The sequence below is a fragment of the Pseudomonas silesiensis genome (assembly GCF_001661075.1).
Classification (GTDB): domain Bacteria; phylum Pseudomonadota; class Gammaproteobacteria; order Pseudomonadales; family Pseudomonadaceae; genus Aquipseudomonas; species Aquipseudomonas silesiensis.
In genome coordinates this window covers 654,040-667,395 of sequence record NZ_CP014870.1, presented here as the reverse complement: position 1 = coordinate 667,395, position 13,356 = coordinate 654,040, and the positions used below count along the sequence as shown (strand labels likewise).

Genomic DNA, 13,356 nt, shown 5'->3' with positions numbered 1-13,356 from the left:
AGGCTTCAGAGCGCTGGTTATTTTTTGATCAGCTCGTGACAACACCCACGCCTCCTGTGGGAGCGGGCTTGCCCGCGATGAGGCCGGCACATTCAGCATCTTTGTTGACTGACAGTCCGCTATCGCGAGCAAGCTCGCTCCCACAGGGATCTGTGCTGATAGAATGCCCGGCTTCATTCCGCCGAACCGCAGTGCATTCCATGACTCAGCCCTCGACTCCCCTCCCCCCTCACGTCGCCATCATCGGCGGCGGCCCCGCCGGCCTGATGGCGGCTGAAGTGCTGAGCCAGGCCGGGATCAAGGTCGACCTCTACGACGGCATGCCTTCGGTCGGGCGAAAATTCCTGCTGGCCGGTGTCGGGGGCATGAACATCACCCACTCCGAAGCCTACCCGGCGTTTCTTTCGCGCTACGCCGAACGGGCACCACAGATTGCGCCGCTGTTGCGCTCATTCGGCCCCGACGCACTGTGCCAATGGATTCATGACCTGGGCATCGACACCTTCGTCGGCAGCTCCGGCCGGGTGTTTCCAACCGACATGAAAGCCGCGCCGCTGCTGCGCGCCTGGCTCAAACGCCTGCGAGACGCTGGAGTAGTTATCCACACCCGCCATCGCTGGCTCGGCTGGAACAGCGATGGCAGTCTGAAAGTGTCCTGCCCCGACGGTGAAAAAACCCTTCAACCAGACGCCACGTTGCTGGCCCTGGGCGGCGGCAGCTGGTCGCGCCTCGGTTCGGACGGCGCCTGGATGCTGCCACTGGAACAGCGCGGCGTGGAACTGGCGCCGTTGCAACCGAGCAATTGCGGCTTTGAAGTGCAGGCCTGGAGCGAGTTGATGGTCGGAAAATTCGCCGGCGCGCCGCTGAAAAATATCGCTATCGGGCTTAATGACGACGTCCCACGGCTCGGGGAATGCGTGATTACCGCGACGGGTATTGAAGGCAGCCTGATCTATGCCCTGTCAGCGCCGATCCGCGAAGCCATCAACCTGGATGGCTCGGCGACTGTTCATCTCGACCTGCTGCCGGGCAAGCCTGTGGATAAGATTGAAGCGGCGCTGAGCAAACCACGTGGTTCGCGCTCAATGGCCAAACACCTGCACAGTCAGCTCGGGCTCGATGGGGTGAAAGCGGCGTTGTTGCGAGAGGTGACGGCAGCCGAATGCTTCGCTGATCCGGCAATGCTGGCCAGAGCGATCAAGGCGTTGCCACTGACCTTGGTGAAAACCCGTCCACTGGACGAGGCCATCAGTAGCGCCGGTGGGGTGCTGTTCGAATCGATGGATGAGCGTTTGATGCTCAAGCAGTTGCCTGGCGTGTTCTGCGCCGGGGAGATGCTGGATTGGGAAGCGCCGACGGGTGGCTATCTGCTGACCGCGTGTTTCGCCAGTGGGCGGGCGGCTGGGTTGGGGATGGTGGAGTGGTTGCAGCGCAAGGCTTGAATACCGAGGCGCGTCCATCGCGAGCAAGCTCGCTCCCACAATGACCAAATTCTCTCTGAAAGAACTCAGTTACCTGTGGGAGCGAGCTTGCTCCGGGCGGCGTTCCGACGATGAGGGCTTAGCAGACGCCGCAGATATTAAGGCTTACGCTTACGCGGTCCAGTATTGAACACCGGCACTTTTCGCACAGGCTTGATCGAAGGTTCCGGCGCCGACGCATCACCGCTCTCGACCCATTTGCCCAGGTTGCGCTTGCTGCCGCCCGAGGTCTTCGGCTTTTTCGGTTTTTTCGGCTTCTTGACCACCTGACCGCTGGCATCGGTATCCGGCACCCGGTGCTCGGGTTCGAAATCCTGTTCCATCTGGCGAGTCAGCGTCTGACGGGTCAAGGTCTCGATGGCCGACAGCAGGTTCACTTCATCGGCGCACACCAGGGAAATCGCCTCGCCGGTGGCACCCGCGCGGCCAGTACGGCCGATCCGGTGGATATAATCTTCGGCCACGATCGGCAAGTCGAAATTGACCACCAACGGCAAGTCTTCGATATCCAGGCCACGGGCCGCGACGTCGGTGGCTACAAGAATCTGCACTTCGCTGACTTTGAAACGGTCCAGTGCGCGCTGGCGGGTTGCCTGAGGTTTGTCGCCATGGATGCCATCGGCATTGATGCCCAGGCCCTGGAGTTTTTCCACCAAGGCATCCACGCCGTTACGGGTCTTGGCGAATACCAGCACCTGCTTCCACTTGCCCTTGCGCATCAAGTGCACGAACAGCTCCGGCTTGCGCTTCTTGTCCACCGTGACCACCCACTGTTTAACAGTGTTGGCAGCCACGTTGCGCGGGCTGACTTCAATGCTCAGCGGATCGTTGAGCATTTGCCCGGCCAGCAGGCGGATGGCGTCGGAGAAGGTCGCGGAGAACAACAGCGTCTGACGTTTCTTCGGCAGCACCCGATAAATGTTCCCCAGCTCCTCGGAAAAGCCCAGGTCGAGCATGCGATCGGCTTCGTCCAGCACCAGGGTTTGCAGCTGGTTGAACTTCAACGCGTTCTGCCGGAACAGGTCAAGCAAGCGCCCCGGAGTCGCCACCAGCAGGTCGACGCCTTTGCGCAGTTTCATCATTTGCGGGTTGATGCTGACACCGCCGTACACCGCATAGGTGCTCAACGGCAGGTTCTCGGCGTACTGACGCACGGCCTCGTGAACCTGTTCAGCCAGTTCGCGAGTGGGCACCAGAATCAGGGCACGCACCGAGTTGGCGGTGACTTTCGGCCCTTCCATGGCCAGTAATTGCAGGAGCGGCAACGCGAAACCGGCGGTCTTGCCAGTGCCGGTCTGGGCGGCGGCCATCAGGTCGCGACCGGCCAGCACCGCCGGAATGGCTTGCGCCTGAACCGGCGTCGGAGTCTGGTAGCCGAGCGTCTCGAGAGAGCGCAGCAAGGGTTCGATCAGGCCAAGGGAGGCGAAAGTCATGGGATTACCGTAGGAAAAATCAGCGCGGGTGTGCAAACAAGTGTGCAATGGCGCGCAGTTTACCCTAATTCACGCTCGATTCTGTCTGCACCACGGCAGCGGGCTTTACCGGAGCCCGGCGCCACTGCGGCAAACCGATCAACACCACGGCACTGATGATCACCAGCATGGCCAACGCTTCTTCGATACCAATGGTCTCGCCCACAAACACGATCCCCAGCAACACCGCCACCGCCGGGTTGACGTAGGCATAACTGGTGGCGGCCGCCGGACGCACGTTTTTCAACAGGTACATATAAGCGTTGAAGGCAATGATCGAACCGAAGAACGTCAGATAGGCCAGGGCTGCCCAACCTTCAATCGGCGGCATGGCTTCCAGATGCTCACCGCTCAGTGCGCTGCCAATCAGCAGCGCCACGCCGCCGACCAGCATTTCCACGGCACTGGCCATTGCGCCCTGGGGCAACGGCAAGTGTTTGCTCCACACCGATCCAAAGGCCCAGGACGCGGCCGCGAAGATCAGCAAGGTGGCGCCCAGCGGGCTGGATTGCAGGTTCGAGCCGAGGTTGAGCATGGCAATACCGATGAGGCCGAGCGCAATCCCGGCCCATTCGAGACGAGTATTACGGGCTCCCCAGAAATAGCCGCAGAGCAAGGTAAACAATGGCACCGTCGCCACCGCCAGCGCGGCCACGCCGGAGGCCACACCCGTGTGTTCCGCCACACTGACCCCACCGTTGCCGCAGGTCAGCAGCAAAATCCCGATGATCCCCGCCGCTTTCCACTGCGCCCAGGTCGGTGCCGGCGCCCCGCGCCAACGCAGGAAGGCATACATCAGCGAACCGGCGATCACGAAGCGAATACCGGCAAGCAGCAACGGCGGCCAGTACTCCACGCCGATGCGAATCACCAGGTAAGTCGAGCCCCAAATCACGTACAACGCAAAAAAGGCGGCGATCAACGGTAAGGGGAAACGACGGAAGCCAGGCATTGGGCAGCTCGCAGGCAAGACAAGTGAACAGCTATTCTAGAAAGGCCAACAGCAGAAAATAAGTTACAAAACCTGTTTATAGCGCCGGTACACTTTTCAAAACACGGAGATCAGCGCTATAAACCGTGTTTTCGAAAGTCGGGCAATTTTCAGGAACAAGACGATGGATAAATACGACCGCATGCTCCTTGGCGCCTTGCTGGAAAACGGTCGAGCGTCCTACGCCGACCTCGCGCGCAAGGTCAACCTGTCTGCCCCGGCCGTGGCCGAGCGCGTGGCCAAACTTGAAGCCTGCGGGGTGATCACCGGTTATCAGGCGAAAGTCGACATGGCCAAGCTGGGATTGCCGATTCAATGCGTGATCGAACTGCGCCTGAACCAGCACGGCAACCAGAAGGCCTACGACGACCTGATCAAAATCCCGCAACTGACGGAGTGCCACCGGGTGACGGGCGATCCGTGCGTGATCATGCAGGCGGCGGTGGGGTCGATGCCGGAACTGGAGGAGCTGATCAACAAGATTGCCAAGTTCGGGTTCAGCAAGACGTCGATCGTGTTGTCGAGCGCGATAGAGAAGCGGGTGCCGTTGGGGCAGTTGGAAGGGAATGGAAAAGTTTGATACGACACAGTCCCTGTGGGAGCGGGCTTGCCCGCGATAGCGGTGTGTCAGTCGACATCTGATCTATCTGACCCACCGCAATCGCGGGCAAGCCCGCTCCCACAGGTACGAATACATCCTGTAGAGCAAGGCTTGCCCGCGAAAGCGATCGATCAAACGCCGCTGTAACTTACAGACAACAAACCCGGCATATCACGCAGGCGAACCCAAGGTTCTTTGCGCCAATGCAGCAGCCTCAGCGTCCCACCGGCCCACTCCATCGCCCGCATATGCGGCGCCTGAGTCGAAACGGGCCCCGCCTCCTCCCTCAACATAGGCACCACATGGTGAGTTAGCCAACGCCGCAAATGGCGGTTTTCCGGGCAGTAGTGATACACCAACATCGCGTATACACCTGACTCGCTAAGCATCAAGGTCTCTTGCGCGTCATCGCTTCCGGACAAACTCATCACCCGTCGCTGATCCGCATCGAGCTTGAGCGCTTGTCTGCCGTTTATATCCACCCCCATCAACCGGCCGATATCGCGGGCGCAAAACCAGGGTTCTGCGTGTAATAAAAGCGCACGTAGCCGGATGTGATGACGGATGAATGTTTTGGGAAGGTAGTGAGCTTCGTACGCAGCTGATTGCGCAGAGTCTTCGGGGGGATTGGGGGTAACTTTGATCATGGCGAATAATCCATCGAAAAGTTGGAGATGCCAGCATCACTTGCAGGTGATGGGTGGCAGCTGTGTACGAGTCTGCAAGACCGAGTCGATAGATAACCCCGGCAGACCCGAAGGTCACCCCGTACACAGCCACCATAAATCGATGGTCGCCAAGTAAAGCGACGCGATTATAGGTGCGACTGTAGTTATCTACCAAACCTCGACGAGCTTGCAGGCCCGGTCGCTGAGATTGTCAGCGACGTCCCAGAGGTTATCGATGCCGCAGATGGTGGGCAAGACAGACAATCCTTATTGTTCGGTAGGATCATTCGTCGAATTTAAGGCGTGGTTAAACACAGAAAAAAATCGGACACCGCCCCTGTAGGAGCGAGCTTGCTCCGGGCGGCGTTCCGACGATGGTCGTTAACGATAACGCGTGTTTACTGGCTAAACGCGGCGCTCTTGAGACCATCGTCGGAACGCCGCCCGGAGCAAGCTCGCTCCTACACGGTTGATGTGCGATTCAAAATCCGCGATGCCGCTTGAGATGCTCGTTGATCTTCGCCGCCGGCACTTTCTGCAAACTGACCAGCAGCTCATGGGACAGCTCCCGCAACCCGTGCTTGTGCCGCAACTCCTGCGCCAGGTGCGCCGTCAGGTTGGCCGCCATTTCGGCATCGGCCATGGCCCGGTGAGCCTGGCCGGTGTGGGGCAGTTTGGCGAAGGTGGTGAGGGTGCCGAGTTTATGGTTCGGCGCGGCGGGCATCAGGCGGCGGGCGAGGAGCAGCGAGCAGGCGAAGTTCTGCAGGCGTGTACGCTTGATCCGCCCCAGTTCAAAGTCCCAGAACTTCTGGTCGAACGCCGCGTTATGGGCCAGCAGCGGGGTGATGCCGACGAACTCGTTGACCTCGTTCATCACCTGCTCGGCCGATGGCGCGGTGCGCAACATGGCATTGCTGATGCCGGTCAGTTGTTCGATGAAGGCCGGTACGCGCACGCCGGCGTTCATCAGGCTCTGGTAACGCTCGACGATGCGCCCCTGTTCAAGAATCACCACGGCGATTTCCGTGGCCCGGCAGCTGCTGCTCGGGGAGATCCCGGTGGTTTCAAAGTCGATGACTGCTATGCGTTCCAAACCTGTTTCAACTCCGTAAAAATCAATTCTTGAGCAACAACGCGCCTTCGATCGGCACATATCGGCTGGCGGCACGGATCAGCGAGTTGGCCGTCAGGCCCGGCACGCCGTAGGCCACCGCCTGCACCCCGTGCTTGGCGATGATGCGCTCCAGCAGCATGTCGAAATCACCGTCACCGGAGGCCAGCACCACTTCGTCGACATGATCGGCGGCGTCCATGATATCGAGGGTGATGCCCACGTCCCAGTCGCCCTTGGCCGAGCCGTCGCTGCGCTGGATGTAGGGCTTGAGCTTCACGGTGAAACCGAGGTTGCGCAGGATCTGCTGGAACTGTTGCTGTTTGCTGTCGCCACGATCGATCGCGTAGGCATAGGCCTCGACGATCTCCCCCTGCTTGCTGATGTCAGCCCACAGCGCGGCATAGTTGAAGTGGCAACCATAGGCCTGACGCACGGTGTAATAGAGGTTCTGGACATCGGCGAATACTGCGATCTTTTTCACCGTGCATCCTCATTGGAGCGCTGGCGCGCGGACAGGATCAGGCACCAGGCCCGAAAAGTGGCCCAGTATGCCAGCCTGAAGGATTGTTCCGCGAATAATCGGTCCGGAGCGCCATTGCGCTCCGGACGAATGGCGTGTCAGACGAAGGAATCGTCGTCGCCGCCGAAGAACGATGAGCTGTCATCGCTGTAGTCGGCATCGGTAAAACCGCCCTGATCGTTGGCGTTGGTGTCAGCCACCCGCTGGTCGTCGCCCCAGCCATTGCCGCTGTCGCCCTGATCGTTGACCTGAGCCGGTTCTTCCTTGACGACCTCAACCACTTCCGGCTGTTGATTGTGCTGGAACAGGCTACTGATGCCTTGTGCCAGCATCACGCCACCGGCCACGCCAGCCGCCGTTTTCAGTGCCCCGCCGAGAAAACCGCTGCCGACCTGTTGCTGCGGCGCGTAGTTCTGCTGAGGGGGTGCCGCGCCGAAGTTTTGCTGGGGCGGCTGCGAATTGAACGACGGCCGCGCCGGTTCACGCCAGCCGCCCCCGCTCGATGCCGGTGGACTTTGGGTTGGCGCGGGTTGAGGATCGCGGGAACCGCCACCGAATATGCTCGATAGAAAGCCACCACCGCTGGTTGCCGGAGCAGCCGGCTGAGTCTTGGCCGATTGCAGTTCTGCCTGCAATTGCCGCACTTGTTCGGCCAGTTGCTTGTTCTGGTCGTCGAGGCTCTTGATGGCTGCCTCTTGCACCAGAATCGCCTGGGTCATGAAATAGCCTGCCGCTGGCTGGCGAGTCAGGTGTTCCTTGATCCGCGCCTCGGCCTGGGCGTCGCGCGGGGCTGAATCCGTTTCGGCCTGCTGCAGCCGGGAAAACAGTCCATCGATCAGGGTTTGTTCTTCGCTGTTCATGGCGACCTCGTAGATTGCCGGGAATATCGTCGCCCTTTTCCACTACGGAAAAGGTGCCCCTCCGTAATGGAGGCTGATACAGGATGTTTCAATGGCCTTTACCGAACGTTTACGTTTGCGCCCCGGAGGGCTTCATCGGTTAAAGTGGAGCACTGCTTTCAACCTGCGATACCGACTGATGAATCCGTTAGACGTACTGCGTGACTCCCTGTATTTCTTCAAGCGCAATCTGGGCCAGATCGTTCAACTGTGCCTGCCGCTGGTGATCTTCGAAGCGCTGCTGCAACAAGTGGTCGACCACTCCACCAAGCCGGACGGTTTCCCCGGCATCAGCGTGATGGTCGGCCTGCTGGTCTATCCGCTGTACACCGCCGCGCTGATTCTGTTTCTCGATGCCCGCAGCCGTGGCGAGTCCCCGCGCAACCGTGACCTGCTGGCCATGTCCGCGAGCTTGTGGCCGCGTTTCGCCCTGCTCACCGCGCTCAATACCCTGCTGATATTGATCGGCCTGTCGCTGTATTTCCTGCCGGGCATCTGGCTGATGGTGACGCTGGCGTTCGGCGAATACCTGCTGGTGTTGCGCGGCATGGCCCCGCTGGCGGCGATGAAGGAAAGCCTGCGCCTGACCCGCGGCAACTTCCTGCGCATCCTGGTGTGCATTCTGTGTGTGATGGCCCCGTTGTGGCTGCTCAAGGGCGTGACCCTGCAGGCGTATCCGGAACCGCAGAACCCGGTGGTTGCCGTGCTGATCGACAGTGCCCACAGCTTTTTGCAACTGTTCACCAGCGTGGTGCTGTTCCGCCTGTTCATGCTGATCAGCGTCGTGCCAGAGAAAACCGACGGGCCACTCTGACCGCTCTACCCCATGGGCTTGGGCTCGGCTCTCGGTTATGCTCGGGGCAACTTTTGTAACGCGATAAGCCGAGCCATGACCCGTCTACTGCGCTACACCCTGCTGGCCCTGCTGATCGCCTGCCTGATGGGCGTGCTGATCTACAGCCTGACCTGGCGCCCCGAAGCCAGGGAAGCGCTGCCGGTCAGCTGCAGCGCCCAGGCACCCACCCTGGTCCCCGGCCAGGCGTTGAAGGTAATGACCTGGAACGTTCAGTTTCTGGCGGGCAAGCGTTATGTGTTCTGGAATGACCTGGCCGCCGGCGACGACGAAAGCCCCACCGCCGAAGACATGGCCTTCAGTCTCGATGAGGTGGCGCGGGTGATCCGCGACGAGCAGCCGGACATCGTGCTGTTGCAAGAGCTCGACGACGGCGCCAAGGCCACCGAGTACCAGAACCAGCTCAAACTGCTCCAGGAACGGCTCACCGATTTGTATCCGTGCAGCACGCACGCCTTCGACTGGAAGGCCGACTTCGTGCCTGAGCCGCACATCTTCGGCAGCGTCGGCCGGCAACTGGCGACCCTCAGCCGCTACCGGATCGGACACGCCGAACGCCTGCAATTGCCGGTGGTGCCGGCCAACCTGGTCAGCCGCCAGTTCAAACCGAAAAATGCCTTGCTGGCCACTTACCTGCCGTTGAGCGACGGTGCTCAGGTTGCAGTGCTCAATACCCACCTGGACCGCGTCCTTCCTCCCGACGAGACGCTGCAAGCCCAGGTCGGCGCCGTGGCCAAAGTCCTCGACAAGCTCGAAAGCCGTGGTACGCCCTGGCTGATCGGCGGCGACTTCGATCTGTTGCCGCTGGGGCAATATCGACGCCTGCCCGACGCGCAACGCACGGCCTACTCCGCCGACAGCGCCTTGCATGTGTTGTGGGACAAGTACCCGATGATCCCGACCAACAACGAAGCCAGCGGTGCCGACCGGGCGCGCTGGCTGACCCATTATCCGAATGATCCGGGCTTGAACGGCCCGGACCGCACGGTCGATTACCTGTTCTACAGCCCGCGGCTCAAACGGGTCGAGGCGACGGTGAGGCAGGACGATACGTTGCGCATTTCCGATCATTTGCCGGTGATAGCGCGGTTCCTGTTGCCTGCTGCGCCTTAGCGCCGGACTTCAGGCAAATGCAACCTGTGGGAGCGAGCTTGCTCGCGATGGCGGTGTGTCAGGCGACGTTGATGTCGAATGACAGACTGTAATCGCGAGCAAGCTCGCTCCCACAAGGACCGTGTCAAATCCAGTCTCAGTTCGCTTGCCAATCATCCGGGATGACGGCGATCACATCGATTTCCATCAGCCACTGCGGTTGACCCAGCCCGGAAATCACCAGCCCGGTCGAGATCGGGAACACGCCCTTCAACCACTTGCCCACGACCTGATAAACCGGCTCGCGGTAACGCGGGTCGATGATATAAGTGGTGGTTTTGACGATATGGGAAAGATCGCTCCCCGCCTCTTCCAGCAGCTGCTTGACGTTTTTCATCGCCTGTTCGGCTTGTGCACCCGGGTCGCCAAGCCCCACCAGGTTGCCATCGAAATCGGTGCCGATCTGGCCGCGCACATAAACCGTGTTGCCGGCCCGTACAGCCTGGCAAAGATCATTGTCCAGCGACTGGTTGGGATAGGTGTCCTTGGTATTGAACATGCGAATGCGTGTGTGAGTAGGCATCAACTGACTCCCCTGAAACTTGAGTGATGAAGGTGTAGATCGGGAAGGGCCCATGGACCCTTCCCTCGATCGATTCTTAACGCTGCGACGGGTCGCGGTATTCGAGGTACTGGCGCTGGGTGGCAATGTGGCCAGCGACATGTTTGGCGTCATGCCAAACGCCCCAGATAAAGCTCGATCCGCGACGCGACAGCCACGGCAGCCCCACAAAGTAGACACCTGGCTCGTTCGAGACCCCACGCTGATGACGCGGCTTGCCCTTCTCGTCAAAGGTGTCGACCTGCAGCCAGCTGTAATCGACGGCGTAGCCGGTGGCCCAAATGATCGAGGTGATGCCCGCCTCGGCCAGATCCAGTTCGAGAATCGGGTTGGTGACGCACTCTGGATCGGGAAGCATGAACCTGGCTTCGGGTTCTTCCGGGAGGTCGAGTCCGTTGCGTGCGATGTAGGCATCCGCCGCGTCCAGCAGCGACAGGTAATTCGCGTCACCCGCCGCGATGTTGCGCGCCAGATCCTGCTGGAACGTCACCACGCCGTCGTTGAACGATTGGGTCAGCCCCACCAGCGTCACGCCTTGTTTGGCGAGCCCACGGAAATCGACGGTCTGCCCGCCACGCGCACCGCTCACCGCGATGGTGACGTGCTCACGGCCCGGCTCCATCACTTCGGCATCCCACAGCCCCAGCACCCCCAGCCACCAGCAGAAGTCACGGTTGCGATAGGCGCGAGGCGGACGGTCGTGCTGGCCGACCGACAGGTAGACTTGTTTGCCGGCACGCTGCAATTCATCGGCAATCTGCACCCCGGAAGAGCCCGCACCGACCACCAGCACACCGCCCTCGGGCAACTGCTGCGGGTTGTAATACTGAGCCGAGTGAATCTGCGTGATCGTGCTGTCTTTCGGCGCAATCGGCGGGATGACCGGACGCTGGAAAGGACCGGTCGCCGCCACCACGCGATTGGCCTGAATCACGCCATCGGAGGTTTCGATGGTGAAGCCTGGACGATCGCTGTTGCGCACCACTTTCTTGACGTCCACACCGGTACGAATCGGCGCTTCGAACTTCTCGGCGTAGGCTTCGAAGTAAGCCGCTACGCGATCTTTTGAGGCGAAGGCATCGGGCTCCAGGTCTTCGAAGGCCAGTCCGGGAAAGCGGTCATGCCAGACCGGGCCGTTGGCCACCAGCGAATCCCAACGCCCGGTGCGCCACGCTTCAGCGATGCGGTTACGCTCCAGCACCAGGTGCGGTACACCGAGTTTGCTCAGGTGTTCGCTCATGGCGACGCCAGCCTGGCCGGCCCCAACGACAAGCGTATCTATTTCTATCTTTTTATCATTCATGCTTGTGTCCTTCAGAGAGGCGACTATGGCGCGGCAAGTCGCGACAGATCAGCTGTTTCAATAATTAATTCCGCGTAGATCACTTTGCTGGCGGGGTCGTTTTATTGTGCTTAGCGAATGCCAATAGCGAAAATATGATTTTTGTAGTTGTTGCCCATGAAAAAACTTACTAACAACCAACTTCGATCTTCACTTAATAAACGCAAAACCTGTAGGAGCGAGCTTGCTCGCGATGGTCGTGAACGATAACGCGCAAAACCAGACACCCAGTGGCGTCCTCTGGTTTTTCGCGAGCAAGCTCGCTCCTACAAAGTTAAGGCGTGCATGTAATAGTTACTTAAAGCACGCCAATTTCTTTAGCCGTTCTATCAACAGCAATCTTCGTCTTACCAACCAGCTCATCAATTTCAGCACGCGTCGCAATCAATGCCGGCGCCATGATCATGCGGCCCAGCGTCGAGCGAATAATCACCCCTTCCTCAAAACCGATCGTGCGGCAGCGCCAGGCGATGTCGCCTTCGTTGGCGAAGCGCTTGCGGGTCGCCTTGTCCTGGGCAAACTGCAACGCCGCCACCAGGCCGACACCCTGGATCTCACCCACCAGCGGGTGATTGCCAAACACCTCGCGCAGACACTGTTGCAGGTACGGGCCGGTGTCATTTTTCACTTGGGTGACGACACCCTCATCACGCAGCGCCGTGAGGTTGGCAATCGCGACCGCGGCCGCCACCGGGTGACCGGAATAGGTCAGGCCGTGGGCAAACACGCCGCCCTGCTCCACCAGTACCTCGGCCATGCGCCGGCTGAGGATCAGGCCGCCCATCGGGATGTAACCCGAGGTCAGGCCCTTGGCGATCGACAGGGTGTCCGGCTCGAAATCAAAGTGTTGGTGCGCAAACCATTCACCGGTACGCCCGAAGCCACCGATCACCTCGTCCGCACACAGCAGCACGTCGTACTTGCGGCAGATGCGCTGGATTTCCGGCCAGTAGCTCTCTGGCGGGAAGATCATGCCGCCAGCACCCTGGAACGGCTCGGCGATGAAGGCCGCGACGTTCTCCGCGCCCAGCTCGAGAATCTTGGTCTCCAGTTGCCGGGCCGCGCGCAAGCCGAATTCGGCGGGCGTCAGATCACCTTCATGGCCAAACCAGTACGGTTCATCGATGTGCGCGACATCCGGAATCACACCGCCCATTTCGTGCATGAACTTCATGCCGCCCATCGCGCTGGCGGCCAGGGTAGAGCCGTGATAACCGTTCCAGCGACCGATCATGACCTTCTTCTGCGGCTTGCCGAGCACCTGCCAGTAACGGCGCACCGTACGGATCAGTACCTCGTTGGCTTCAGAACCGGAGTTGGTGTAGATCGCGTGGCTGTAGTGCTTGGGCAGCAGGCTGAACAGCAGCTCGGACAGCTCGACCACCGCCGGGTGAGTGGTGTGGAAGAACATGTTGTAGTACGGCAATTGCTCCAGCTGACGGGTCGCCGCCGCGGCCAGATCCTTGCGCCCGTAACCGAGGTTGGTGCACCACAAACCGGACATGCCATCGAGGTAACGATTGCCGTCGTTGTCCCACAGATGCAGGCGCTCGCCACCAACGATCACGCGTGGGCCTTCTTCGTTCAACGCCTTCTGATCGAGGAATGCGTGGATGTGGTGGGCGGCATCGGCCGCCTGGTAGTCCTTGGTTTCGCGCTGAGGTTTGTAGTCTGTTGTCATTTCTTATTCTCCTGAAGTGA

At 60.3% G+C, this 13,356-nt stretch carries 13 protein-coding genes; 4 read left to right on the top strand and 9 right to left on the bottom strand.

The genetic code is table 11. From position 1 onward, the window contains the following. Nucleotides 1–200: 200 nt before the first annotated feature. Nucleotides 201–1,442 (top strand): TIGR03862 family flavoprotein, encoded by a 1,242-nt coding sequence (locus PMA3_RS02895; RefSeq protein WP_064675763.1) that lies wholly within the window; start codon nucleotides 201–203, stop codon nucleotides 1,440–1,442. A 137-nt stretch (nucleotides 1,443–1,579) separates the two neighbouring features. Here the strand turns inward: PMA3_RS02895 and PMA3_RS02890 are convergent, their stop codons facing one another. Together PMA3_RS02890 and yedA are read right to left on the bottom strand one after the other, a co-directional pair. Continuing rightward, nucleotides 1,580–2,914 (bottom strand): RNA helicase RhlE1, encoded by a 1,335-nt coding sequence (locus PMA3_RS02890; RefSeq protein WP_064675762.1) that lies wholly within the window; start codon nucleotides 2,912–2,914, stop codon nucleotides 1,580–1,582. Between the two features lie 64 nt (nucleotides 2,915–2,978). Next, entirely contained in the window at nucleotides 2,979–3,905 is a 927-nt protein-coding gene (yedA, locus tag PMA3_RS02885) for a drug/metabolite exporter YedA (protein ID WP_064675761.1), read from the bottom strand. A gap of 163 nt (nucleotides 3,906–4,068) precedes the next feature. Here yedA and PMA3_RS02880 point away from each other — a divergent pair, with 163 nt between their 5' ends. Then, nucleotides 4,069–4,524, top strand: coding sequence for an Lrp/AsnC family transcriptional regulator (locus tag PMA3_RS02880; RefSeq protein WP_064675760.1), 456 nt, complete (start codon nucleotides 4,069–4,071; stop codon nucleotides 4,522–4,524). Nucleotides 4,525–4,676: 152 nt separating this feature from the next. Here the strand turns inward: PMA3_RS02880 and PMA3_RS02875 are convergent, their stop codons facing one another. The 4 genes from PMA3_RS02875 to PMA3_RS02860 all read right to left on the bottom strand — a co-directional run bounded on the left by PMA3_RS02875 (nucleotide 4,677) and on the right by PMA3_RS02860 (nucleotide 7,707). Continuing rightward, the gene (locus tag PMA3_RS02875; RefSeq protein WP_064675759.1) at nucleotides 4,677–5,192 is read right to left on the bottom strand and encodes a BRO-N domain-containing protein; all 516 of its coding nucleotides are present in this window, start codon (nucleotides 5,190–5,192) and stop codon (nucleotides 4,677–4,679) included. 502 nt (nucleotides 5,193–5,694) lie between these two features. Continuing rightward, nucleotides 5,695–6,306, bottom strand: a complete 612-nt coding sequence (locus PMA3_RS02870) for a 3'-5' exonuclease (protein WP_064675758.1) — start codon at nucleotides 6,304–6,306, stop codon at nucleotides 5,695–5,697. A gap of 22 nt (nucleotides 6,307–6,328) precedes the next feature. Then, nucleotides 6,329–6,808: a LabA-like NYN domain-containing protein gene (locus tag PMA3_RS02865; protein WP_064675757.1), complete on the bottom strand. Its 480-nt coding sequence runs from the start codon at nucleotides 6,806–6,808 to the stop codon at nucleotides 6,329–6,331. A 137-nt stretch (nucleotides 6,809–6,945) separates the two neighbouring features. Further along, complete coding sequence (locus PMA3_RS02860) at nucleotides 6,946–7,707, bottom strand: DUF2076 domain-containing protein (RefSeq protein ID WP_064675756.1); 762 nt, start codon at nucleotides 7,705–7,707, stop codon at nucleotides 6,946–6,948. 178 nt (nucleotides 7,708–7,885) lie between these two features. Between PMA3_RS02860 and PMA3_RS02855 the strand changes: the two genes are divergently transcribed. Together PMA3_RS02855 and PMA3_RS02850 are read left to right on the top strand one after the other, a co-directional pair. Further along, complete coding sequence (locus PMA3_RS02855) at nucleotides 7,886–8,560, top strand: YciC family protein (RefSeq protein WP_064675755.1); 675 nt, start codon at nucleotides 7,886–7,888, stop codon at nucleotides 8,558–8,560. A gap of 75 nt (nucleotides 8,561–8,635) precedes the next feature. Next, nucleotides 8,636–9,712, top strand: a complete 1,077-nt coding sequence (locus PMA3_RS02850; RefSeq protein WP_064675754.1) for an endonuclease/exonuclease/phosphatase family protein — start codon at nucleotides 8,636–8,638, stop codon at nucleotides 9,710–9,712. A 136-nt stretch (nucleotides 9,713–9,848) separates the two neighbouring features. Here the strand turns inward: PMA3_RS02850 and PMA3_RS02845 are convergent, their stop codons facing one another. From PMA3_RS02845 to PMA3_RS02835, 3 genes are all read right to left on the bottom strand, one after another. Further along, entirely contained in the window at nucleotides 9,849–10,274 is a 426-nt protein-coding gene (locus tag PMA3_RS02845; RefSeq protein ID WP_064675753.1) for a RidA family protein, read from the bottom strand. A 76-nt stretch (nucleotides 10,275–10,350) separates the two neighbouring features. After that, nucleotides 10,351–11,616: a flavin-containing monooxygenase gene (locus PMA3_RS02840; protein ID WP_064675752.1), complete on the bottom strand. Its 1,266-nt coding sequence runs from the start codon at nucleotides 11,614–11,616 to the stop codon at nucleotides 10,351–10,353. A gap of 337 nt (nucleotides 11,617–11,953) precedes the next feature. After that, entirely contained in the window at nucleotides 11,954–13,336 is a 1,383-nt protein-coding gene (locus tag PMA3_RS02835) for an aspartate aminotransferase family protein (RefSeq protein ID WP_064675751.1), read from the bottom strand. Nucleotides 13,337–13,356 lie beyond the last annotated feature (20 nt).

What these genes read in the sequence shown, in the direction of transcription:
- PMA3_RS02855 (WP_064675755.1), top strand. Translation starts at nt 7,886, where the DNA reads ATGAATCCGTTAGACGTACTGCGTGACTCCCTGTATTTCTTCAAGCGC.
- PMA3_RS02840 (WP_064675752.1), bottom strand. Translation starts at nt 11,616, where the DNA reads ATGAATGATAAAAAGATAGAAATAGATACGCTTGTCGTTGGGGCCGGC.
- PMA3_RS02880 (WP_064675760.1), top strand. Translation starts at nt 4,069, where the DNA reads ATGGATAAATACGACCGCATGCTCCTTGGCGCCTTGCTGGAAAACGGT.
- yedA (WP_064675761.1), bottom strand. Translation starts at nt 3,905, where the DNA reads ATGCCTGGCTTCCGTCGTTTCCCCTTACCGTTGATCGCCGCCTTTTTT.
- PMA3_RS02845 (WP_064675753.1), bottom strand. Translation starts at nt 10,274, where the DNA reads ATGCCTACTCACACACGCATTCGCATGTTCAATACCAAGGACACCTAT.
- PMA3_RS02890 (WP_064675762.1), bottom strand. Translation starts at nt 2,914, where the DNA reads ATGACTTTCGCCTCCCTTGGCCTGATCGAACCCTTGCTGCGCTCTCTC.
- PMA3_RS02875 (WP_064675759.1), bottom strand. Translation starts at nt 5,192, where the DNA reads ATGATCAAAGTTACCCCCAATCCCCCCGAAGACTCTGCGCAATCAGCT.
- PMA3_RS02835 (WP_064675751.1), bottom strand. Translation starts at nt 13,336, where the DNA reads ATGACAACAGACTACAAACCTCAGCGCGAAACCAAGGACTACCAGGCG.
- PMA3_RS02850 (WP_064675754.1), top strand. Translation starts at nt 8,636, where the DNA reads ATGACCCGTCTACTGCGCTACACCCTGCTGGCCCTGCTGATCGCCTGC.
- PMA3_RS02860 (WP_064675756.1), bottom strand. Translation starts at nt 7,707, where the DNA reads ATGAACAGCGAAGAACAAACCCTGATCGATGGACTGTTTTCCCGGCTG.
- PMA3_RS02895 (WP_064675763.1), top strand. Translation starts at nt 201, where the DNA reads ATGACTCAGCCCTCGACTCCCCTCCCCCCTCACGTCGCCATCATCGGC.